Source organism: Variovorax sp. GW821-FHT09D05 (assembly GCF_059416325.1).
On sequence record NZ_JBWKOZ010000005.1, the window covers coordinates 531,705 to 552,951 of the forward strand.

15 protein-coding genes are annotated in these 21,247 nt (G+C 66.8%); 5 read left to right on the forward strand and 10 right to left on the reverse strand.

The window, feature by feature from the left end; genetic code table 11:
* Nucleotides 1–158: 158 nt before the first annotated feature.
* Complete coding sequence (locus AC07O3_RS16770) at nucleotides 159–2,459, reverse strand: NADP-dependent malic enzyme (RefSeq protein ID WP_093058143.1); 2,301 nt, start codon at nucleotides 2,457–2,459, stop codon at nucleotides 159–161.
* A 210-nt stretch (nucleotides 2,460–2,669) separates the two neighbouring features.
* On the opposite strand from AC07O3_RS16770, the gene AC07O3_RS16775 reads away from it, so the two are divergent.
* A complete protein-coding gene (locus AC07O3_RS16775; protein ID WP_097198455.1) occupies nucleotides 2,670–4,010 on the forward strand; it encodes an NAD(P)/FAD-dependent oxidoreductase in 1,341 nt (446 codons plus the stop codon).
* 3 nt (nucleotides 4,011–4,013) lie between these two features.
* Here AC07O3_RS16775 and AC07O3_RS16780 read toward each other — a convergent pair whose 3' ends face one another.
* From AC07O3_RS16780 to gcl, 3 genes are read right to left on the reverse strand one after another with little or no spacing between them, the layout of a single operon-like run.
* Nucleotides 4,014–4,922, reverse strand: a complete 909-nt coding sequence (locus AC07O3_RS16780; protein WP_093058145.1) for a 2-hydroxy-3-oxopropionate reductase — start codon at nucleotides 4,920–4,922, stop codon at nucleotides 4,014–4,016.
* A gap of 48 nt (nucleotides 4,923–4,970) precedes the next feature.
* Nucleotides 4,971–5,750, reverse strand: coding sequence for a hydroxypyruvate isomerase (hyi, locus tag AC07O3_RS16785; RefSeq protein WP_495339855.1), 780 nt, complete (start codon nucleotides 5,748–5,750; stop codon nucleotides 4,971–4,973).
* A gap of 22 nt (nucleotides 5,751–5,772) precedes the next feature.
* Nucleotides 5,773–7,563: a glyoxylate carboligase gene (gcl, locus tag AC07O3_RS16790; RefSeq protein ID WP_495339856.1), complete on the reverse strand. Its 1,791-nt coding sequence runs from the start codon at nucleotides 7,561–7,563 to the stop codon at nucleotides 5,773–5,775.
* Nucleotides 7,564–7,673: 110 nt separating this feature from the next.
* Between gcl and AC07O3_RS16795 the strand changes: the two genes are divergently transcribed.
* On the forward strand, nucleotides 7,674–8,576 hold the full coding sequence (locus AC07O3_RS16795; RefSeq protein ID WP_093058148.1) for a LysR family transcriptional regulator: 903 nt from the start codon (nucleotides 7,674–7,676) through the stop codon (nucleotides 8,574–8,576).
* A gap of 6 nt (nucleotides 8,577–8,582) precedes the next feature.
* Here the strand turns inward: AC07O3_RS16795 and AC07O3_RS16800 are convergent, their stop codons facing one another.
* From AC07O3_RS16800 to AC07O3_RS16825, 6 genes are all read right to left on the reverse strand, one after another.
* Complete coding sequence (locus tag AC07O3_RS16800) at nucleotides 8,583–10,079, reverse strand: carotenoid oxygenase family protein (RefSeq protein ID WP_495339857.1); 1,497 nt, start codon at nucleotides 10,077–10,079, stop codon at nucleotides 8,583–8,585.
* A 13-nt stretch (nucleotides 10,080–10,092) separates the two neighbouring features.
* Complete coding sequence (locus AC07O3_RS16805) at nucleotides 10,093–10,530, reverse strand: DUF2141 domain-containing protein (protein ID WP_093058150.1); 438 nt, start codon at nucleotides 10,528–10,530, stop codon at nucleotides 10,093–10,095.
* A 137-nt stretch (nucleotides 10,531–10,667) separates the two neighbouring features.
* The gene (locus AC07O3_RS16810) at nucleotides 10,668–11,774 is read right to left on the reverse strand and encodes an AI-2E family transporter (protein ID WP_093080517.1); all 1,107 of its coding nucleotides are present in this window, start codon (nucleotides 11,772–11,774) and stop codon (nucleotides 10,668–10,670) included.
* Nucleotides 11,775–11,935: 161 nt separating this feature from the next.
* On the reverse strand, nucleotides 11,936–12,640 hold the full coding sequence (locus tag AC07O3_RS16815; protein ID WP_093080515.1) for a GntR family transcriptional regulator: 705 nt from the start codon (nucleotides 12,638–12,640) through the stop codon (nucleotides 11,936–11,938).
* A gap of 20 nt (nucleotides 12,641–12,660) precedes the next feature.
* Nucleotides 12,661–13,995 carry a C4-dicarboxylate transporter DctA gene (locus AC07O3_RS16820; protein ID WP_495339858.1) on the reverse strand — a complete coding sequence of 445 codons (1,335 nt, stop codon included), beginning with the start codon at nucleotides 13,993–13,995 and terminating at the stop codon, nucleotides 12,661–12,663.
* Between the two features lie 133 nt (nucleotides 13,996–14,128).
* Nucleotides 14,129–15,070, reverse strand: coding sequence for a LysR family transcriptional regulator (locus AC07O3_RS16825; RefSeq protein ID WP_093058154.1), 942 nt, complete (start codon nucleotides 15,068–15,070; stop codon nucleotides 14,129–14,131).
* Nucleotides 15,071–15,206: 136 nt separating this feature from the next.
* Here AC07O3_RS16825 and AC07O3_RS16830 point away from each other — a divergent pair, with 136 nt between their 5' ends.
* From AC07O3_RS16830 to lhpI, 3 genes are read left to right on the forward strand one after another with little or no spacing between them, the layout of a single operon-like run.
* Nucleotides 15,207–16,685 carry a short-chain fatty acid transporter gene (locus AC07O3_RS16830; RefSeq protein ID WP_495339859.1) on the forward strand — a complete coding sequence of 493 codons (1,479 nt, stop codon included), beginning with the start codon at nucleotides 15,207–15,209 and terminating at the stop codon, nucleotides 16,683–16,685.
* A gap of 25 nt (nucleotides 16,686–16,710) precedes the next feature.
* On the forward strand, nucleotides 16,711–20,175 hold the full coding sequence (locus AC07O3_RS16835) for a molybdopterin-dependent oxidoreductase (RefSeq protein WP_495339860.1): 3,465 nt from the start codon (nucleotides 16,711–16,713) through the stop codon (nucleotides 20,173–20,175).
* Nucleotides 20,176–20,215: 40 nt separating this feature from the next.
* Nucleotides 20,216–21,160, forward strand: coding sequence for a bifunctional Delta(1)-pyrroline-2-carboxylate/Delta(1)-piperideine-2-carboxylate reductase (gene lhpI / locus AC07O3_RS16840; RefSeq protein ID WP_495339861.1), 945 nt, complete (start codon nucleotides 20,216–20,218; stop codon nucleotides 21,158–21,160).
* Nucleotides 21,161–21,247 lie beyond the last annotated feature (87 nt).

Below are 21,247 nucleotides of genomic sequence, written 5' to 3' on the forward strand. Positions count from 1 at the left end.
CTTCGGCATTCAAGCAAAAACGGTGCCCGCACGCGATTGGTGCGAACCCTTCCAGTGGATCGAGACGGTGCGCCTTTGCACCCCTCAAATGCAAAAACGCGGCGAGGCCGCGTTTTTGGCACCGAAGGCGGGCAAAAACACCCACCGACTGAAGGCTCTTACTTGTCGACCGTGACCTTCGCCACCGCCAGCGCCGTCATGTTGATGATGCGGCGCACCGTCGACGACGGCGTCAGCACGTGCGCCGAGCTTGCGGCGCCCAGCAGCACCGGGCCGACGGTGATGCCGTTGGCACCCGTCATCTTCAGCACGTTGTAGAGGATGTGCGCCGAATCGAGGTTCGGGCACACCAGCAGGTTGGCTTCGCCGCTCAGCGTGGTCTCGGGCAGGGCGGTGCGGCGGATTTCTTCCGACAGCGCCGCGTCGCCGTGCATTTCACCGTCGCATTCGATGTCGGGCGCCATCTGCGCGAACAGGTCGCGCGCCAGCCGCATCTTGCGGGCCGAGCCGCGGCTGGAGGTGCCGTAGTTCGAGTGCGACAGGAAGGCCACCTTCGGCGGCAAGCCGAAGCGGCGCACTTCCTCGGCGGCCATCAGCGCGATGCTGGCCAGCAACTCGGCGCTGGGGTCTTCGTTCACGTTGGTGTCGGTGATGAACACCGTGCGCTTGTCGAGCGTGAGCGCGTTCAGCGTTGCGAAGCCTGGCGCGCCGCGCTTCAGGCCGATCAGGTTGCGGATGTGCTCCAGGTGCACGTCGAAGCGCCCGACCAGGCCGCAGATCATGGCGTCGGCGTCGCCCAGGTGCATCATCAGCGCGGCGATGGTGGTGTTCGAGCGGCGCACCATCGTCTTGGCGGCCTCCGGCGTCACGCCGCGGCGGCCCATGAGCTTGTGGAAGCTTTCCCAGTAGATGCGGAAGCGCGGATCGTCCTCGGGGTCGACGATCTCGAAGTCGATGCCCGTGCGGATGTGCAGGCCGGCCTTCTTGATGCGCGCCTCGATCACTGCGGGGCGGCCCACCAGGATGGGCTTGGCCAGGCCTTCGTCCACGGCCCACTGGGCGGCGCGCAGCACGCGCTCGTCTTCGCCTTCGGCGTAGGCCACGCGCTTGGCGGTGGCGATCTTGGCGGCGCTGAACACCGGGCGCATGAACATGCCGGTCTGGTAGACGAAGCGCGTCAGGTGCTGGCGGTAGGCGTCCATGTCTTCGATCGGGCGCGAGGCCACGCCCGAGGCGGCGGCGGCCTTGGCCACGGCCGGGGCGATGCGCAGGATCAGGCGCGAGTCGAAGGGCTTCGGAATGATGTAGTCGGGGCCGAAGGCCAGCTCCTGGCCGGCGTAGGCGGTGGCCACCTCTTCGCTGATGTCGGCCTTGGTGAGGTCGGCGATCTCGCGAACGCAGGCCAGCTTCATTTCTTCGGTGATCTTGCTGGCGCCGCAATCGAGCGCGCCGCGGAAGATGTACGGGAAGCACAGCACGTTGTTGACCTGGTTCGGGTAGTCCGAACGGCCCGTGGCAATGATGCAGTCCGGCCGCACGGCCTTGGCCAGCTCGGGGCGGATTTCAGGCTCGGGGTTGGCCAGCGCCAGGATGATGGGCTGCGTGCCCATGGTCTTGACCATCTCAGCCGTCATCACGCCCGGGGCCGAGCAGCCCAGGAACACATCGGCGTCCTTCACCACGTCGGCCAGGGTGCGGGCGCCGGTGTCTTTCTGGGCGTAGCGTGCCTTGGATTCGTCGAAGCCGCCCGCACGGCCCATGTAGATCAGGCCCTTGGAGTCGCAGGCGTAGATGTTGGCGGGCTTGGCGCCCAGGCCCACCATCACGTCGAGGCAGGCGATGGCGGCGGCGCCGGCGCCCGAGACGGCGATCTTCACGTCCTCGATCTTCTTGCCGACCAGCTCCAGGCCGTTGAGCAGCGCGGCGGCCGAGATGATGGCCGTGCCGTGCTGGTCGTCGTGGAACACCGGAATGTTCATGCGCTCGCGCAGCTTCTTCTCGATGTAGAAGCACTCGGGCGCCTTGATGTCTTCGAGGTTGATGCCGCCCAGCGTGGGCTCCAGCGCCGCGATGATGTCGACCAGCTTGTCGGGGTCGTTCTCGGCCAGCTCGATGTCGAACACGTCGATGCCGGCGAATTTCTTGAACAGGCAGCCCTTGCCTTCCATCACCGGCTTGGCGGCCAGCGGGCCGATGTTGCCCAGGCCGAGCACGGCCGTGCCGTTGGTGATGACGCCCACGAGATTGCCGCGCGCGGTGTATTCGGAGGCCGTGGCCGGATCCGCGGCGATGTCGAGACAGGGGTACGCCACGCCCGGCGAATAGGCCAGCGACAGGTCGCGCTGGTTCAGCAGGGGCTTGGTCGGGGTGATCGAGATCTTGCCCTTGACGGGCGAGCGGTGGTATTCGCGCGCTGCCTCGCGAAGTGCTTCTTCTGCAGGGGAAAGGGGTGCAGCCATGAAAGTCTCCTTGTTTCTGACGGGCAATGAGGCTACCGCAAAAGCGTGGCCTCTTCTTACAGGGTGAATGCCGAAAACGCCTGGATCTATATCTTTAGCTTGATAAGGAGGGCTGGCCGGTTCGCTAAACTGCAGATCGTTACCTACGGTTAACAGGGTATTGGCCGGGGAATCTCGAACAACGACAAAACCAATGAGGGGCAACAGCGCATGACATCCGGACCTTTCACCAGCAACGACCCCGATGTCGTGGTCATCGGCGGCGGCCCTTCGGGCTCCACGGTGGCCGCGCTGCTCGCGGACAAGGGGCACGACGTGGTGCTGATCGAGAAGGCGCAGCATCCGCGCTTTCACATCGGCGAATCGCTGCTGCCGATGAACATGCCGCTGTTCGACCGGCTGGGCGTGCGCACCGAGGTCGAGGCCATCGGCATCCGCAAGCACGGCGCCGAGTTCGTCTCGCCCTGGCATGACCACACCAGCCACTTTCACTTTGCCGAGGCGATGGACAAGAGCTTTCCGTACGCGGTGCACGTGCGCCGCTCGGAGTTCGACGAACTGCTGTTCCGCCACGCCGGCAATCGCGGCGCGCGCACCTTCGAGGGCCAGCGCGTCACAGGCGTGGACATGGAGGCCGGCAAGGGCACGCCAGACAACCGCCCGCTGGTCAAGGTCAAGGCCGACGACGGCGCTGAGACCACCTGGCGCCCGCGCTTCGTGATCGACGCGAGCGGGCGCGACACACTGCTGTCGAACCAGTTCGACGCCAAGCGCCGCAACCGCAAGCACGCCAGCGCCGCGCTGTTCGGCCACTTCGCCAACGCCGAGCGCCGGCCGGGCCGCTTCGAGGGCAACATCACGCTGTTCTGGTTCGACCACGGCTGGTTCTGGTACATCCCGCTGAAGGACGGCACCGTGAGCGTCGGCGCGGTGGCTTCGCCCGCGTACTTCAAGAACCGCAAGGGCACGCTCGAAGAATTCCTGATGGAAACCATTGCGCTCGCGCCCAAGCTGGCCGAGCGCCTGAAGAACGCCACGCTGATGGAAGGCGCCACCTCCACCGGCAACTACGCCTACGACTCCGCGTTCTGCCGCGGCGACCGCTTCATGATGGTGGGCGACGCCTACGCCTTCGTCGACCCGATGTTCTCCTCGGGCGTGTACCTGGCGATGAACAGCGGCTTCGAGGCCGCCACCGCGGCCGACCACTGGCTCAAGGGCGAGGCGAAGGAAGCCGAAAAAGCCTTCCGCCATTACGAGAAGGTGATGAAGCGCGGGCCGCAGATGTTCTCGTGGTTCATCTACCGCATCACCTCGCCGGCCATTCGCCGTCTGTTCATGAACCCGCGCAATGTCTGGCGGATGCAGGAGGCGCTGCTGTCCATCCTGGCCGGCGACCTGTTCCGCAACACGCCCATCGGCCCGCGCTTCTGGGGCTTCAAGGTGACGTACTACGCGTCGTGCCTAGGCATCCTGCCGCAGGCCATCAAGACCTGGGCATGGCGCCGGCGCAACCTCAAAGAGTCTCTAGAGGCTGCTGCGAAACCCTGAGGCTCAGTCTGGAGTGACGGTGTGCTGGGCGAGCGCTTCCAAAGCCCGCACCAGCGCCGAGTGGTCGAGCTGGCCGTAGCCCAGCGCCGCACACGCATTCATCAGCTGCGCGGCTCCTGCTGTCTGCGGCAGCGCCACGCCCAGCGAGCGCGCGCTCTGCATTGCGAGGTTCAGGTCCTTCTGGTGCAGCGCGATGCGGAAGCCCGGCGCGAAGGTGCGCTTGATCATCCGTTCGCCATGCACTTCGAGGATGCGCGAGCTGGCGAAGCCGCCCATCAGCGCCTGGCGCACCTTGGCCGGATCGGCGCCGGCCTTGGAGGCGAACACCAGCGCCTCGCCCACGGCCGCGATGTTCAGCGCCACGATGATCTGGTTGGCCACCTTGCAGACCTGGCCGTCGCCCGCGCCGCCCACCAGCGTCACGTTCTTGCCCATCTTGTCGAGCAGCGGCTTCACGCGCTCGAAGGTGCCTTCGTCGCCGCCGCACATGATCGTGAGGCTGGCGGCCTTGGCGCCCACTTCGCCGCCGGAGACCGGCGCGTCGATGTAGCCGGCGCCGAGCGCGATGATGCGCTTGGCGAAGCCCTTGGTGGCAATCGGGTCGATGGAGCTGCAGTCCACCACGATCTTGCCGCGCGAATCCTTCAGGCCCTCGGCCACGCCTTGCGTGCCCGGCTCGCCGAACAGCACTTTTTCAACGTCGGGCGTGTCCGGCACCATGATGAAGATGATGTCGGCCTGGCGCGCCACCTCGGCGGCCGAGGCGCAGATCGTGGCCTTCGAGATGAAGGGCTCGGGCGTGTTGCCCTGCGTGTTCACGAAGAGCTGGTGGCCTGCGTCGAGCAGGTGGCCCGCCATGGGCGCGCCCATGATGCCGAGGCCGATGAATCCGATTTTTTGTTGGGTCGTCATGTCTCTGGTTTCCTTATCCGATGTTCTCGAGGTTCGCGATGTTCATTGCTACTGCGTGAGAGCCTGGCGCCAGCCGAGGCCTTCCACGGTGGTCGCGCGGGGCTTGTATTCGCAGCCGATCCAGCCGTCGTAGCCGAGCGAATCGATGTGCTTGAACAGCCATGGGTAGTTGATTTCGCCCGTGCCCGGCTCGCCGCGGCCCGGGTTGTCGGCCAGCTGGATGTGGCCGATCTGCGCGAGATGCTTGGTGAGCGTGTTGCCCAGCTCGCCTTCCATGCGCTGCGCGTGGTAGATGTCGTACTGCACGCGCAGGTTGGCCGAGCCGACTTCCTCGATCAGCACCAGCGCCTGGTCGGTGCGCGTGAGAAAGAAGCCCGGAATGTCGAAGGTGTTGATGGGCTCGATCAGCAGGCGCAAACCTGCCGCTTCGAGTTCGCGTGCGGCAAGGCGAAGGTTGTCGACCACCGTCTTGTGCGCAAGCTCCCTGCTCACGCCGGCAGGCACCTTGCCCACGAGGCAGTTGACCTGCGGGCAGCCGAGCGCCGTTGCATAGTCGATCGCCACGCCGATGCCTTCGGCGAACTCGCCCGTGCGGTCGGGGTGGCAGGCGATGCCGCGCTCGCCCTTGTCCCAGTCGCCAGCCGGCAGGTTGTGCAGCACCTGCCGCAGGCCGTTGTCGCGCAGGGCGGCGGCAAGCTCCTTCTTCTCGAAGGGGTAGGGGAAGAGGTACTCCACCCCCTCGAAGCCCGCCTTGGCGGCAGCCTCGAAGCGCTGCATGAAAGGCAGCTCGGTGAAGAGCATCGTGAGATTGGCTGCGAACTTTGGCATGTCGTTTTTCTTTCTTGCAGTCTCAATCCAGCATGGCCGCAACAGCGGTCGGCGCATCGGCGATGGTCTCGGCCAGCGGCTCGAACTCGGTGATGTTGTCGATCTCGGTGCCCATCGCGATGTTGGTCACGCGCTCGAGCATCACTTCGATCACCACCGGCACGCTGAACTCGGACATCAGCGCCTCGGCGCGGCGGATGGCCGGCGCGATCTCTTCCTGCTTGTTCACACGGATCGCCTTGCAGCCCAGGCCCTCGACCACTTTCAGGTGGTCCACGCCGTAGCTGCTTTCGATGCCTGCATCGGGGCCCGCGTTGATGTTGTCGAAGGCGAGCTGTACGCAGTAGTCCATCTCGAAGCCGCGCTGCGCCTGGCGGATCAGGCCGAGGTAGGAGTTGTTCACCACGATGTGGATGTACGGCAGCTTGAACTGCGCGCCCACGGCCAGCTCTTCGATCATGAACTGGAAGTCGTAGTCGCCCGAGAGCGCGACGATCTTGCGCGTCGGGTCGGCGGCGCGCACGCCCAGCGCGGCGGGAATGGTCCAGCCCAGCGGGCCGGCCTGGCCGCAGTTGATCCAGTGGCGCGGGTTGTACACGTGCAGGAACTGCGCGGCGGCGATCTGCGAGAGCCCGATGGTGCTCACGTAGCAGGTGTCGTTGCTGAAGTTGTTGTTCATGCACTGGTACACGCGCTGCGGCTTCATCGGCACGTCGTCGAAATTGGTCTTGCGCAGCATCGTCTTCTTGCGCTCGATGCATTGCTTGGCCCAGCCGCGGCGGTCGGGCAGGCGGCCTGCGGCCTTCATTTCCTCCGCCACTTCAACGAAGAGTTCGAGCGCGGCCTTGGCGTCCGAGACGATGCCGAAGTCCGGCGTGAACACGCGGCCGATCTGCGTGGGTTCGATGTCCACGTGCACGAAGGTTCGGCCCTTGGTGTACACATCGACCGAGCCCGTGTGGCGGTTGGCCCAGCGGTTGCCGATGCCAAGCACGAAGTCGCTCGCCAGCATCGTCGCGTTGCCGTAGCGGTGGCTGGTCTGCAGTCCGCACATGCCGGCCATCAGCGGATGGTCGTCAGGGATCGCGCCCCAGCCCATCAGCGTGGGAATCACCGGCACGCCGGTGGCTTCGGCAAAGCGCACCAGCAGGTCGGCCGCATCTGCGTTGATGACGCCGCCGCCGGCCACGATCAGCGGGCGCTCGGTCGCATTCAGCATGCCGATGGCTTTTTCGATCTGGGCGCGCGTGGCGGTCGGCTTGTAGGGCTTGAGCGGCTCGTAGCTGTCGATGTCGAATTCGATCTGCGCCATCTGCACGTCGAAGGGCAGGTCGATCAGCACCGGGCCCGGGCGGCCCGAGCGCATCAGGTGAAAGGCCTGCTGGAACACCTGCGGCACCTGGCCCGGCTCGCGCACCGTGACCGACCACTTGGTGACGGGCTTGGAGATCGACTCGATGTCGACCGCCTGGAAGTCTTCCTTGTAGAGCCGCGCGCGCGGCGCCTGGCCGGTGATGCAGAGAATGGGGATCGAATCGGCCCAGGCCGAATACAGGCCCGTGATCATGTCCGTGCCCGCCGGGCCCGAGGTGCCGATGCACACGCCGATGTTGCCGGCGATGGCACGGGTGTAGCCCTCTGCCATGTGCGAGGCGCCCTCGACGTGGCGCGCGAGGATGTGCGAGATGCTGCCGCGCTGGCGCAGCGCCGAATACATCGGGTTGATTGCCGCGCCTGGAACGCCGAAGGCCTGCGTCACGCCTTCTTTTTCCATCACCAGAACCGCGGCTTGCACCGCTGTCATCTTTGCCATTTGAGTCTCCTTGAGGTGGTCCCACTGTAGGAAGCGGGGGGCATTCGAAGAAGACGGCTGGGGACCATAAAACCTATTCCATGGCGGAATAAGTGACTACCATCCGGCCCATGGACAGATTGTTGGCAATGGAAATGTTCGTGCGCGTGGTCGAGACCGGCAGCTTCTCGAAGGCGGCGCGCGAGTTCAACACCACGCAGCCCACCGTGACCAAGCAGATAGCGGCCACCGAAGAGCGGCTGAAGGTGCGCCTGCTCAACCGCAACACGCGCGGCGTGAGCCTCACCGAGCCGGGCGCGCTGTACTACGAGAAGTGCAAGACCATCGTGCGCGAGGCCGAGGAGGCCGACAGCATCGTGCAGCTGCGGCAGAACCAGGCTCAGGGGCTGCTGCGCGTGGGCACGTCGGTGGCATTCGGGCGGCGCGTGGTGGTGCCGCTGGCACTCGAATACATGCGCCGGCATCCGCAGGTGCAGCTCGACCTGAGCTTCGAGGACCGCTACGTGGACCTGATCGCACAGGGCATCGACGTGGCGATCCGCATGGGCAAGCTGGCCGATTCTTCGCTGGGCGCACGCTACCTGGGGGTCAATCCGTGGGCGATGGTCGCGTCACCGGCCTACCTTAAGAAACACGGCACGCCGAAGCGGGCGCAGGACCTGAGCGCGCACGTGGCGCTCATCTACAGCAGCGTGGTGGGCGACGAGTTCTGGCGCATGCACACGCCCAAGGGCGAGCCGGTGACGGTGCCGGTGTCCGGCCGCTTCCGCTCCAACAATCTTTCCGCCGTGCTGGCCGCGGCGCGCGACGGGCTGGGCATTGCGCTGATGCCGCGCTACGTGGCCAGCGACTCGCTGGCCACGGGCAAGGTGCGCGAAGTGCTCGGCGACCACGCGCTGCCCGAGCAGGAGATCCACGCCGTCTTTCCCTCGCCCAAGCTGGTGCCGGGCAAGGTGTCGGGCTTCGTGGCCTTCCTGCAGGGGCGCTTCGACGAAGGCTGGTGGGCGGCCTGAGCTTCTTCAGGCAGACACGAAGGCGCCGTGCAGGCCCAGCGGCAACGCATAAGGCAGCGTGGCCTGCGCCACCGGCCCCGCCGCCAGGTGGTCGGCCGCGAAGCACGACAGCACCGTCTTCTGCCGGCCGAAGTCGAGCACCGTGCCCAGCACCCAGCCCGGCTTCGAGCCGTCTGGCACGAAGACATGCTCTTCCACCATGGCCTGCGCGCCATAGTTGAAGCGCTGGCTGCGGCCGGTTTCGACGTCGGTGCGCGCGATGGAGCCGAAGCCCGGAATATCAGGGCGGATCTGCGTGGCATGAACCACGTTGCGGTGGCGCATGCCCACGCGGCGCGGGTCGATGCGCGGAAACTCGGCCTCCAGCGGCAGGGCCTTCTGCGTGGCCTCCCCAGTGCCGAGATTCAGCGTGGCGACGGTCAGGTGTGGATGGGTGCTTCTCACAATGCGCGCGCGCATCACTTCGCGGTTGGTCGTGAACACCGAGTCGGCGGTGTCCGAACGCACGTAGTCGATGTGGATCTGCGTGCCGCGCGGCGTGTCTTCTTCCCAGGCATTGCCGACGTGAAAGAGGAAGCCGGCCGGCAGCGTGAGCATCTGGCGCTTTTCCCAGTTCTGCTTGTCGACCACCAGCGCGCGCATGCCGAGTTCGGGCCGCCAGACGTGGGCGTCTAGGAAGCTCGCGCCGGCTTCCTTGCGCTTGCCGTCGTAGACCAGTGGCGGCATCAGGAACACCAGGTGCCGCTCGGTCACGGCGAAGTCGTGGACCATCGGCATGTCGGCCACTGGCACTACGGCGGCGCGCCGCAGCATGCCTTCGGGCGCGATCTCGTACAGCGCCAGGAGACCCTGGCCGGAGCTCACGCCGAAGTTCCAGATCGTGCCGTCCGGGTCGACCTTCGGGTGGGCCGAGAACGGCATGCCCGCTAGGTCGGCGCGCCAGGTCTTCACGCCCAGCGTGTCCAGCGTGCGCGCATCGATGCGCGTGGCCGAGCCGCCTTCCCACAGCGCCAGCACCTCGCCGCGCATCGGCAGCACGCTGGTGTTGGCGACGTTGATGCTGTCGGCCGAGGTTGGCGGTTCCACGCCCGGCGGCATGGTGCCGAAGGCCTCGAACAAGCGGCGGCCGGCCTTCGCCTCGGCCACGCGCTTGGGCGTGGCGACGTAGCGGCCCTGGTGGCGCACGTCGGCGCCGTCGATCACGAAGCTGTGCACCATGCCGTCACCGTCGAACCAGTGGTGGTAGCGCTCGCCGCCCAGGTCGTGGCCGGCCGGGCCGATGCGAAACAGCGTGCCGGCAACGGCATCGGGAAAGCGCCCGCGCACCGTGGCGCGGGTCAGCGGCAGGTCGCCTGCGGGCGTGGCGAAGCCGGTCTTCCAGGGCGCGCTGGCGGCTTCGAACTGGGCTTGCCAGTCGTCGGTGCCGGCGGCGCGCGCCAGCGGTGCCAGCAAGGGCAGGGCGCCGGCCGAAACCAGCAGGCGCAGGAGTTCGCGTCGTTCCATGGCGGTCTACTCCTCAGTGCAGGTGAATGACGGTCTGCAGGTCGGCGTCGACGCTGATCGCCGCGGCTTCGAAGGAGGGCGGGGCGCGGTTGCCCTTGGCGTCGTTCGAGAAGCCGTAGCGCTCGGTCGGCATGCCCATGAGGTTGGTGTCGAGCTTGCCGTTGCCGTTCTCGTCGGCAAACACCCGCAGCGCGTAGCGCCCTGGCGCCAGCCCCGCGAATACGAGCCGGGCCTTGCCTTCGCGCATCGGCGCGGTCTGCGAGGCCACGGCCTTGCTGTCGGCGTAGCCGGCGGCGTCGTTGTACAGCGCGACGTAGAGCGTGGCTTCGGCGGTGGGGCCGTCGGCGACGCTCAGGCTCAGGTCGGCGGCAAGGGCGCCGAAAGGCGCGAGGGCCACGGCGGTGCACAGGGCGCGCACGACCGGGCGGGACAGGAGGGCGGGAAGTTGCATGGCAGGCCTCGTTGGAAGTTGGAGGCCCGACGATCTCGCAGGCTGGGCGCGGTGCCCAGCGCCATGTGACGAAACGCAGGTTTGCGCGCGTGAAATGCGCGCGGGCGGGGGCAAACGGGCCGGCGCCCGTGCCTGCCTCAGCCCTTTTTCTTGTCTCCGGCGCTTTCCGCGCCCTCAGCCGCCTCGTGGCCGTTGCCCACGTGCCCCGAATCCGCGAACAGGCTCCACGCGGCCATGAACAGCGCCGCGATCACCGGCCCGATCACGAAGCCGTTGATGCCGAAGATCGCCATGCCGCCGATGGTCGACATCAGCACGATGTAGTCGGGCATCTGCGTGTCCTTGCCCACCAGCACGGGGCGCAGGATGTTGTCGACCAGGCCGATCACGAACACGCCAACGAAGATCAGCACGCCGCCCTGCCAGAAATGCCCCGTGGCCAGGAAGTAGATGGCCACCGGCCCCCAGATCAGCGCGGCACCCACGGCGGGCAGCAGCGAGAGGAATGCCATCAGCACCGCCCACAGCAGCGCGCCCTGCACGCCGAGGAACCAGAAGGCCAGCCCGCCGATGGTGCCCTGCGCAATGGCCACAGCCACGTTGCCCTTCACGGTGGCGCGGATCACGGTGGTGAACTTGTTGAGCAGGTAGTGCGTGTGCGGCTTGGCGAGCGGCACGGCATCGCGCATCGTCTTCGACAGCGTCGCGCCGTCGCGCACCAGGAAGTACAGCAGGTACAGCATCACGAAGAAGCTGACGACAAAGTCGAAGGTGTTCTGCCCGATGGTGAGCGCCTGGCTCGCGATGATCTGGCTGGCCTGCCCCGCGATGGCCGACACGCGAGCCTGCCAGGCCGCCATGTCGCCGAGGTTGAAGCGCTCGACCAGGTTCAGCAGCCATTGCGGCGAGGCATCGAGGATCTGCTGGAAGTAGGCCGCGAAGTTGATCTGGCCCGAGCGGATGTTCTGCGTGACCAGCGCGATCTCTTGCACCAGCGACACGCCCACCATCGCCAGCGGCAGGATCACGATGAACAGGCAGATGGCCAGCGTCGACAGCGCAGCGGCATTGGGCTTGCCACGCATCTTCTTCAGCAGCCACTTGTAGAGCGGCGTGAACAGGATCGCCAGCGCCACCCCCCACAGCACTGCGCCGAAGAACGGCATCAGCACCCAGAGGAAGGCGGCGGTCACGGCGGCGAGAAGGGCGAGGAACACGCCGCGCTGGAGTTGGGGTGAGTTCATAGTTGTCTCGGACTGTAGCCGAGCCGGAACCCATGGCCGTGTCAGCGGGCGCGCCCTTGTGCGGCGCAACAGGACTGGGGAGGAAATCCGCCGGAAGCGATGGCCCGGCGGGCTATGCCTGCTATCGAACAGATAGCTACCACCGGTATTAATGCACGGCTTCAGCGCTTGGCGCGCGGCAACGCCACAGGCGCCAGCGTGGCGCGCAGCCGGCTCGGCGCGTCCGGCTCGGCGGCAGCATCGACCTCGAGCGAGCGCTCGACATTGCCGATGTGATCGAGCATCAGCCGCCGCGCCCCGGCGGTGTCGCCGGCTTCGAGCGCCGCGACGATGGCGCCATGCTCCGAGCAAGACTGCCCCGCCTCGTGCTTCGACTGGTAGAGCGTGGCCGCCAGCGTGGTGCGCGCCGTGAGGTCGCGCAGCACGTCGACCAGCAGCTGGTGTCCCATCTGCTCGGCCAGGCACACGTGGAAGTCGGCCAGCAGGAAGGCGCGCGTGGCGGCATCGGCGCCTTCGATGGCGCGCTGCTCGTCGGCGATGTGGTCACGCAGCTTGCGGATCACCTTCGACAGCGGCCGCCCCTCGCTCGCTTCGAGGATGCCGGCCTCGACGATGCGCCGTGCGGAGAAAGCATCGCGCGCCTCTTCGGCCGAAGGCTCCACCACGTACCAGCCGCGGCGCGATTGCACTTCGACAAAACCGCGCGCCTGCAGCTGCATCAGCGCCTCGCGCACCATCGTGCGGCTCACCGAGAAGTTCTCGGCCAGCGCCTGCTCGCCGAGCCGCTCGCCCGGCGCGAGCTTCTGCGCGAGGATGGCCTCGACGACGCGTTCGGCAATGACGGTGGGGCTGACGTCGGCGGGCATGTTTCTTTTCTTTTTCTTCTTCAGTGGGCGCTCGAGGCGGTGGAGGTGCCTGCGGTGTTCACCACGGCCTCGGCCAGCGGCTCGTCGTCGGGCGAGTAGCGGCCGTCGAGCACTGCGTGTGCGCGTTCACGGTCGATGTCGCCTTCCCACGCCGCAATGGCCACAGTCGCCACGCAGTTGCCGATCAGGTTGCCCAGTGCGCGGGCGATGCCCATGAACCAGTCGACCGACAGCACCAGCACCAGCCCGATGGCGGGAATCGCCGGAATGGCGTGCAGCGTGGCGGCCAGCACCACGATGGCCGAGCCCGGCACGCCGTGCGCACCCTTCGACGTGACCAGTGCGATCGCCAGGATCGTCAGCAGGTCGGTCATCGAGATCGGCGTGTTGGTGGCCTGTGCGATGAACACGGCCGCCAGCGTGATGTAGATGGAGAACGCGTCGAGGTTGAACGAGTAGCCCGTGGGAATGACCAGGCCGACCGTCGAGTCGCGGATGCCCATGCGGCGCAGCTTGGCCATGATCTGCGGCAGCACGCTGTCCGACGAGGTGGTGGCGAAGACGATGGTGAGCTCTTCGCGCAGGTAGCGCAGCAGCTTGATCAGGCTGAAGCCCGACATGCGCATCACCAGCCCGAGTACCACGAACACGAAGATCAGCACCGCGCCGTAGAAGAGCGCAACCAGCATGCCCAGCTGCTTGAGCGAGCCGATGCCGTACTGCCCGACCGTGAATGCAATGGCACCCAGCACGCCCAGCGGCGCCAGCTTGATGATGATCCCCATGATCTTGAACAGCACCAGCGAGAGCGCATTGACCACTACGGCCACAGGCTTGCCACGCTCGCCCAGCAGCGTGAGCGCGCAGCCGAAGAGCACCGCGAACAGCAGCACCTGCAGCACGTCGCCAGTGGCGAAGGCGTTGACCACCGTGGTCGGAATGAGCTTCATCAAAAACTCGACCGTGCCGCCGCTCGTGAGCTTGTCGGCGTTCGAGGCATAGGCGCTCATCGCGGCCGGGTCGAGCTTCGACGGGTCGACGTTCATGCCCGCGCCGGGCTGGAACACGAAGGCCAGCACCAGGCCCATCGCCAGCGCGATGGTGGTCAGCACCTCGAAGTAGATGAGCGACTTCACGCCCACCCGGCCCACGCGCTTCAGGTCTCCCGCGCCGGCAATGCCATGCACCACCACGCAGAACACCAGCACCGGGATGATCATCTTGATCAGCTTGATGAACCCGTCACCCAGCGGCTTGAGCTTGACGGCGTACTCGGGCGCGAAGAGCCCCGCGAGCACGCCGAGCACCAGCGCGATGACCACCTGACCGAAAAGCGATTTGGCGAAGCGAGGCATGGAGTCTCCTGTCTGTCTTGTCTAGGTTTTGCATGCAAGCAGCGCCTTGTCTTGCATACAAGAAATGTAGGCAAGAAGACTTTGGGGAGGTCAGAGGGTATTCCCGGGCCCGCCATTTGTTGATTGGAGTGAACTACTGCGGCTCGTCGTCCATACGCGGTTGTGACTCTCTCGTCAGCGTCTTGGCCAGCAACCGCAAGGTACTCGCGGAGGCTGCAGTGGCCTCGGAAAGAACGGCTCCGCGCCGGTAGGCCAGCCCCAGGTCCATCGAGGGCACCGCGCTCGACACCACCGTCCTGCGAATTCGCCCGCCGTCGTGAGACCAAGGGCGAAACACCAGGTCCGACAAGATGGTCACACCCACGTTCTGTGCAACGAGGCTGCGCACGGCCTCGATCGATTTGGTGCGGAACACGACCTTGGGCTTGAGCTTCATCGCGCCCCAGTAGCGGCCAACGGTGTCCACGTGCTCGTCCATGTCCAGCAGCACGAAGGGCAGCTGCGCGATCTCACGCAGCGACACCGACTTCTGCGCCACCAGCGGATGGTCGAACGACGTCCACAGGCGGCGCTGCGACTTCAGCAGGTTCTCGCGCCGGATGTCCGGCGCGCGAGAGAGGTTCGACACCAGTACCACGGCCAGGTCGAACTCGCCGCTGCGCAGGCCATCCTCGATCTCGAGCCGGTTGCGCTCCACGGGCTCGAACTCGACCAGCGGCAGTTGCCTGCGCATCGCGCCGATGATCTTCGGCAGCATGTATTCGGACACGGTGTCGGTGATGGCGATCTGCACCCGCCCCTCGACCGAGGACACCGAGTTGCGGGTTTCCTCCACCGCTGCCTCGAGCGTGTGCAGCATGTGCTCCGCGTGCCGGAGAAAGCCCTCGCCCTGCACCGTGAGCCGCAGCCCGTCGGAGTGCCGCGTAAAGAGCTGCACCTTCAGCGTGGACTCCAGGTTCTTGAGCGAAGTGGTCAGCGACGGCTGACTCACATAGCAGCGCTGGGCCGCGCGGGACACCTGCCCCGTGTGCGCGGCAGCCACGAAGTGTTGCAGCTGCTTGATCGTTATCGACATAGATACATCCTATATCGCTCTATTGAAAATAGAGATTATGAATTGTCGATGGTAGTTCCTAACATCCGCGCAGCACGCCATGTCAGGCGTGTGACGAGGACGCCCACAGTTCCAGCAGCAGTAGCAGGAGAAACCCATGCCATCGACATCACAGACTTCCGCCGGCCCCGGCATCCACCCTCCTGTACCCCAGGACGCCCAGGCCGATGCCGGGCTGCTGAGCCGCCTGGGCCTGCGCTTCACGGCCTGGGCCGAGCGCTGGTTTCCCGACGCCTTCGTGTTCGCGGCCATCGCCGTGGTGGTGGTCGCGGGCGCCGCGCTGCTCAACGGATCGAGCCCGCAGGCGGTGGCCAAGTCTTTCGGCGACGGCTTCTGGAGCCTGATTGTTTTCACGATGCAGATGGCGCTGGTGGCCATCGGCGGCTACGTGGTGGCGACCTCGCCGCCGGCCGCGCGGCTCATCCGCAAGCTGGCCGCACTGCCCGTGTCGGGGCGGCAGGCCATCGCGTACGTGGCAGCGATCAGCATGATCCTGTCGCTCTTCAACTGGGGCATTTCGCTGATCTTCAGCGCGCTCTACGTACGCGCGCTGGCCGGCCGTCTCGACCTGCGCATGGACTACCGTGCCGGCGGCGCGGCCGCCTACCTCGGCATGGGCGCGACCTGGGCGTTGGGGCTCAGCTCGTCGGCGGCGCAGTTGCAGGCCAACGCCAGCAGTCTGCCCAAGAGCATTCTTGACATCACCGGCGTGATCCCGTTCAGCCAGACCATCTTCCTGTGGCAGTCGGTCGTCATGGCGCTGGTGTTGATCGTCGTGTCGGTGGCCATCGCGCTGTGGTCGGCGCCCGACGCGAAGCACGCGGTCACGGCGCAGGATCTGGGCGTGGACCTCACGGAAGCGAAGCCGGCCTCCCCCGAGTCCGCTGGGCGCCGCCCCGGCGAGTGGTTCGAACGCAGCCCGCTGCTCACGCTGCTCCTGTGCGCGCTGGGCTTCGGCTGGCTGGCGCAGGAGTTCATGGCCAAGAGCCCGTTGATCGCGATCTCGGGCCTCAACACCTACAACCTGCTGTTCCTCATGATCGGGCTGCTGCTGCACTGGCGCCCGCGCAGCTTTCTCGACGCGGTGTCGCGTTCGGTGCCGTCGACGGCGGGCGTGATCATCCAGTTCCCGCTGTACGGTGCCATCGCGGCCATGCTGACCGCCGCCAAGGGCGACGGAGGCATCACGCTGTCGGACCGCATCGCGCACCTGTTCGTGAGCATCTCCAACGTCGACAGCTTCGCCGTGGTGATGGGGGCGTATTCCGCCGTGCTGGGCTTCTTCATTCCCTCGGGGGGCGGCAAGTGGATCATCGAGGCGCCCTACGTCATGCAGGCGGCCAACGACCTGAAGGTACACCTGGGCTGGGCCGTGCAGGTCTACAACGCGGCCGAGGCGCTGCCCAACCTGATCAACCCGTTCTGGATGCTGCCGCTGCTGGGCGTGCTCTCGCTCAAGGCACGCGACATCGTGGGCTTTACCTTCCTGCAACTGCTGGTGCATGCGCCGCTGGTGCTCTTCATGCTCTGGGTCTTCGGTCGCACGCTGAGCTATGTCGCGCCGGTGATTCCTTGAATGCCTTGAATCACGCAGGTTCCGGATGCAAGTGACGACGACGGCGGCAACGCAAACCAAGCAGGGCTACTGCACGCTCTGCCGTTCGCGCTGCGGCACGCTCAACGAGGTGCGCGACGACATGCTGGTGTCGGTACGGCCCGACGCCTCGCACCCTACCGGCCAGGCGATGTGCATGAAGGGCAAGGCCGCGCCCGAGCTTGTGCACAGCCCGCACCGCCTGCGCTACCCGATGCGCCGCACCAGGCCCAAGACCGAAGCGGATCCGGGCTGGGTGCGCATCGGCTGGGACGAGGCGCTGGCCGAGACCGCGCAGCGGCTGGGCGCCATCAAGGCCGAGAGCGGCGCCGAGTCGGTGGTGTTCGCCGTGACCACGCCCAGCGGCACGCCACTGACGGACAGCATCGATTGGATCGAGCGCTTCGTGCGCCTCTTCGGCAGCCCCAACATCTGCTACGCGACCGAGGTCTGCAACTGGCACAAGGACTTCGCGCACGCCTTCACCTTCGGCTGCGGCATGCCCGCGGCCGACTACGCGCAGGCCGAACTGATCGTGCTGTGGGGTCACAACCCCGCGAACACCTGGCTGGCACAGGCCAATGCCATTGGCCGGGGTCGTGCGAAGGGGGCGAAGATGGTGGTGATCGATCCGCGCCCCACCGCGCTCGCGCGGCAGGCCGACACCTGGCTGCCCGTGCGACCCGGCACAGATGCGGCACTGGCGCTGGGGCTGATCCACCTGCTGATCGCGGACGCGCGCTTCGACGAAGACTTCGTGCGCGCTTGGACCAATGCCCCGTTGCTGGTGCGCGGCGACAACGGACACTTCCTGCGTGAGCAGGACCTGTGGCCCGATGCCGAGGGCAACCGCTTCGTGGCGTGGAACGAGGCGCTCGCTTGTGCGGTGCCTTATGACACCGCGCAGGCGGCGCAAGCCCAGGACGCAGCCCACTTCCGCCTGCGCGGCGCGGTCGAGATCGATGTGGGCGGGCATCGCCTGTCGTGCGCTCCGGCTTTCGAGCTGCTGGCCCAGGGCTGCGCCGCCTATACGCCGTCGGATGTCGAACGCATCACCGGCGTTGCTGAAGCCTCGTTGCGCGCGGTCGCTGACCTCTTCGGCACTTGCCGCCGCGTGGCCTATCACGCCTGGACTGGCATCGGCCAGCACACCAACGCCACACAGGCCGAACGCGCGGTCGCCACGCTGTATGCGTTGTGCGGCAGCTTCGACCGCATCGGCGCGAACCGCGTTCGCGTCGGTCCGGGCGTCAACGCCGTCAACTCGCTCTCACTGCTGCCCGACGCGCAGCGCGCCAAGGCGCTCGGTCTTGCGGAGCGCCCGATCGGCCCCCCCGCGCACGGCTGGGTGACGGCGCGCGACACCTACCGCGCGATTCTCGAAGGCGAGCCTTACAAGGTGCGCGCGATGATGGCCTTCGGCACCAACCTGCCCGTGTCGCAGGCCGACACCGCGCTCGCGCACCGGGCGCTGTCGCAGCTCGAATTCCACGTGCACTGCGACTTGTTCGAAACACCCGCCGCCAGGTACGCTGACATCCTGCTGCCGGTCAACACGCCATGGGAGCGCGAAGGCCTGCGCATCGGCTTCGAGATCGACGACCGCGCGGCCGGTTGGGTGCAGTTGCGCCAGCGCATGGTTGCGCCGCGCGGCGAATCGCGCTCAGACAACGATGTGATCTTCGAACTGGCCACCCGCCTTGGCATGGGTGACGGCTTCTTCGGCGGCCGCCTCGACGCTGGCTGGAACCACATGCTCGAGCCGCTCGGCCTCACGGTCGACCAGTTGCGCGCCCGGCCCGAAGGCATTGCCTGCGCCATCGACGCAAGCGAGCAGAAATACGCCCGCGCCACGCCCACCGGCGTGCGCGGCTTCGACACCCCGACGCGCCGCGTCGAGCTCTATTCCGAAACCCTGCTGCGCCACGGCCAGCCGCCGGTCGCCACCTTCGTCGAACCGGCCGACACGCCGCGCGATGCGGAGGCCACGCGCCAGGGCCGCTTCCCCTATGTGCTGAGTTCGGCCAAGAACGGCTTCTATTGCCATAGCCAACACCGCAGCCTGCCTTCGCTGCGCAAGCGCGCGCCCGATCCGGTGGCCGAGCTGAGCCCCGCACTGGCGGCCGCCAAGGGCATCGCGGACGGTGACTGGATGCGCATCCGCACGCGCGTGGGCGAAGCCCGCTTCGTCGCACGCGTCACGCCTCAACTGGCGGACGACGTCATCGTTGCCGAGTTCGGCTGGTGGCAGGGCTGCCCCGAGCTCGACCGCGACGGCCTGCCGATCGAAGGAGCACTGGGCAGCAACTTCAACGCGCTGATATCCGCCGACAGCTGCGACCCGGTGAGCGGCTCGGTGCCGCACCGTTCCTTTCTCTGCGACATCGAACGCGACCCGGCTACCGGGACGCGGCAGCGCAAGTGGTCCGGCTACCGTCCCTTCCGCGTCAGCGAGCTGCGGCCCGAGGCCGATGGCGTGCTGGGTATCCACTTCGAGCCGGTCGACGACGGCAAGCTGCCCGACTATCGCCCAGGGCAGCACGTCGAGATGCAGTTGCATCTCGACGACGGCACGCAAGTCACGCGCGCCTATTCGCTCACGGGCGCGGCCGAGGTGCCGGGCCGGCGCAGCTACAGCGTGGCCGTGCGCCACCAGCGCGGCCGCTCGGCCGACGGCACGCCGCACGAGGGGCGCGTGTCGAGCCATCTGCACTGCGCGCTGAAGGTCGGCGACGCCCTCACGCTACGTGCGCCGTCAGGCAGCTTCGTGCTGCCGCGCCACTCGCCGCAACCGCTGGTCTTCTTCGCGGGCGGCATCGGCATCACGCCCTTCATCAGCCTTCTCGAATCGCTTCCCGATGGCACGCAAGGACCGGCCATCTGGCTCTACTACGCGAACCAGAACAGCACGACACACGCCTTTCGCGAGCGTATCGCGCAGCACCGCGCGCGTCTGCCGCAGTTGCGGGTCGTTGACCACTACAACGCACCACGGCCGCAGGAGCGCCTGGGCATCGACTACCAGTCGAACCGCTACATCGACGCAAGCGTGGTGGACGATGCGCTGATCGCGCAGCGCGCCCGTTTCTACATGTGCGGACCACCCGCCATGATGGACGCCGTGACCGACGGGCTGATGGCGCGGGGCGTTCCGCGCTTCGACATCTTCAGCGAAGTGTTCCGCTCGCCCACTGCGCCGCCCACCGACGGCGACCAGCGCTTCACCGTCAACTTCGCGCGCTCGGGCCATGCCCCCGCGACGTGGACGCCCAGACAGGGCACGCTGCTGACTTTTGGCGAATCGCTCGGCCTGCAGATGGCCAGCGGCTGCCGCGTAGGCCAATGCGAGAGCTGCGCCGTGCGCCTGCTGGCCGGCAAGGTCCGTCATCTGCACGGCAGCGAGCCGGAAGACCCGTCCGTGTGCCTCGCCTGCCAAGCCGTCCCTCTCGAAGACGTGGTGCTCGAGGCATGACTGCGGGCACTTCCATCCACTTGATTCCATCCGCAACCCTATGAAAATCATCGATACGGAAAGCACCCGCCGTGCGCTGCCCTTCGAACGCTTGATCCCGGCGCTTCGGGAGATGTTCGTCGCTGGCTGCGAGGTGCCGTTACGGCACACGCATTCGCTCCAGGCCGGGGCGGACGACCCGCCCCGCACCGTGCTGGTCATGCCGGCGTGGCAGCGCGACCGCTACCTGGGCATCAAGACCGTGACCATCTTCCCGGGCAACGCGCAGCGCGGCCTGCCCGGACTGTTCTCGACCTATGTGCTGTACGACGCAAGCACCGGCGAGCCGCTGGCGCAGATCGACGGCAACGAGATCACTTCGCGGCGCACCGCTGCCGCATCGGCCCTGGCCGCGTCCTATCTCGCGCCTGCGGGTGCGCGCAGTCTGCTGGTCGTCGGCTGCGGGCGTGTCGGCAGTCTTGTTCCCGAGGCCTACCGTGCCGTGCTTCCCATCGAACGAGTAGTGGTGTGGGACCGCGACGAATCCGCAGCGAAGGCACTCGCTGCGCGGCTGTGCGCGCAGAACATCGAGGCGGCTGTCGCGCCGGACCTCGCCAAGGCGGTGAACGATGTCGACGTCGTGAGCTGTGCCACGCTCGCCACGCAGCCACTGGTGCAGGGCGCGTGGCTGCGGCCGCGCAGCCACCTCGACCTGATCGGCAGCTTCACGCCGCAGATGCGCGAAGCCGACGATGCCTGCTTTGCTGGCGCACGCCTGTTTGTCGATACGCAAGAAGCGTTGCACAAGAGCGGCGAACTGCTCGGGCCCATGTCGCGCGGCGTGTTCGCCGCCGCAGATGTAGCGGGAGAGTTGGCCGATCTGGCCGCGGGCAGGATTCAGGGACGAGCCGAAAGTGACGGACGGACCGTCTTCAAGGCTGTGGGTACCGCGCTGGAGGACTTGGCCGCTGCAGTGCTGGTCTACGAGGCTTCCGATCCGACCTGAGGCACTTACCTTCGCAGGCCGTCGCTACATGATCTCAAACAATCGCTTTTCTCGAACTCCCGCGTCCCAAACTTCACAGAAGTCGAT

What these genes read in the sequence shown, in the direction of transcription:
- AC07O3_RS16770 (WP_093058143.1), bottom strand. Translation starts at nt 2,459, where the DNA reads ATGGCTGCACCCCTTTCCCCTGCAGAAGAAGCACTTCGCGAGGCAGCG.
- AC07O3_RS16775 (WP_097198455.1), top strand. Translation starts at nt 2,670, where the DNA reads ATGACATCCGGACCTTTCACCAGCAACGACCCCGATGTCGTGGTCATC.
- AC07O3_RS16780 (WP_093058145.1), bottom strand. Translation starts at nt 4,922, where the DNA reads ATGACGACCCAACAAAAAATCGGATTCATCGGCCTCGGCATCATGGGC.
- hyi (WP_495339855.1), bottom strand. Translation starts at nt 5,750, where the DNA reads ATGCCAAAGTTCGCAGCCAATCTCACGATGCTCTTCACCGAGCTGCCT.
- gcl (WP_495339856.1), bottom strand. Translation starts at nt 7,563, where the DNA reads ATGGCAAAGATGACAGCGGTGCAAGCCGCGGTTCTGGTGATGGAAAAA.
- AC07O3_RS16795 (WP_093058148.1), top strand. Translation starts at nt 7,674, where the DNA reads ATGGACAGATTGTTGGCAATGGAAATGTTCGTGCGCGTGGTCGAGACC.
- AC07O3_RS16800 (WP_495339857.1), bottom strand. Translation starts at nt 10,079, where the DNA reads ATGGAACGACGCGAACTCCTGCGCCTGCTGGTTTCGGCCGGCGCCCTG.
- AC07O3_RS16805 (WP_093058150.1), bottom strand. Translation starts at nt 10,530, where the DNA reads ATGCAACTTCCCGCCCTCCTGTCCCGCCCGGTCGTGCGCGCCCTGTGC.
- AC07O3_RS16810 (WP_093080517.1), bottom strand. Translation starts at nt 11,774, where the DNA reads ATGAACTCACCCCAACTCCAGCGCGGCGTGTTCCTCGCCCTTCTCGCC.
- AC07O3_RS16815 (WP_093080515.1), bottom strand. Translation starts at nt 12,640, where the DNA reads ATGCCCGCCGACGTCAGCCCCACCGTCATTGCCGAACGCGTCGTCGAG.
- AC07O3_RS16820 (WP_495339858.1), bottom strand. Translation starts at nt 13,995, where the DNA reads ATGCCTCGCTTCGCCAAATCGCTTTTCGGTCAGGTGGTCATCGCGCTG.
- AC07O3_RS16825 (WP_093058154.1), bottom strand. Translation starts at nt 15,070, where the DNA reads ATGTCGATAACGATCAAGCAGCTGCAACACTTCGTGGCTGCCGCGCAC.
- AC07O3_RS16830 (WP_495339859.1), top strand. Translation starts at nt 15,207, where the DNA reads ATGCCATCGACATCACAGACTTCCGCCGGCCCCGGCATCCACCCTCCT.
- AC07O3_RS16835 (WP_495339860.1), top strand. Translation starts at nt 16,711, where the DNA reads ATGCAAGTGACGACGACGGCGGCAACGCAAACCAAGCAGGGCTACTGC.
- lhpI (WP_495339861.1), top strand. Translation starts at nt 20,216, where the DNA reads ATGAAAATCATCGATACGGAAAGCACCCGCCGTGCGCTGCCCTTCGAA.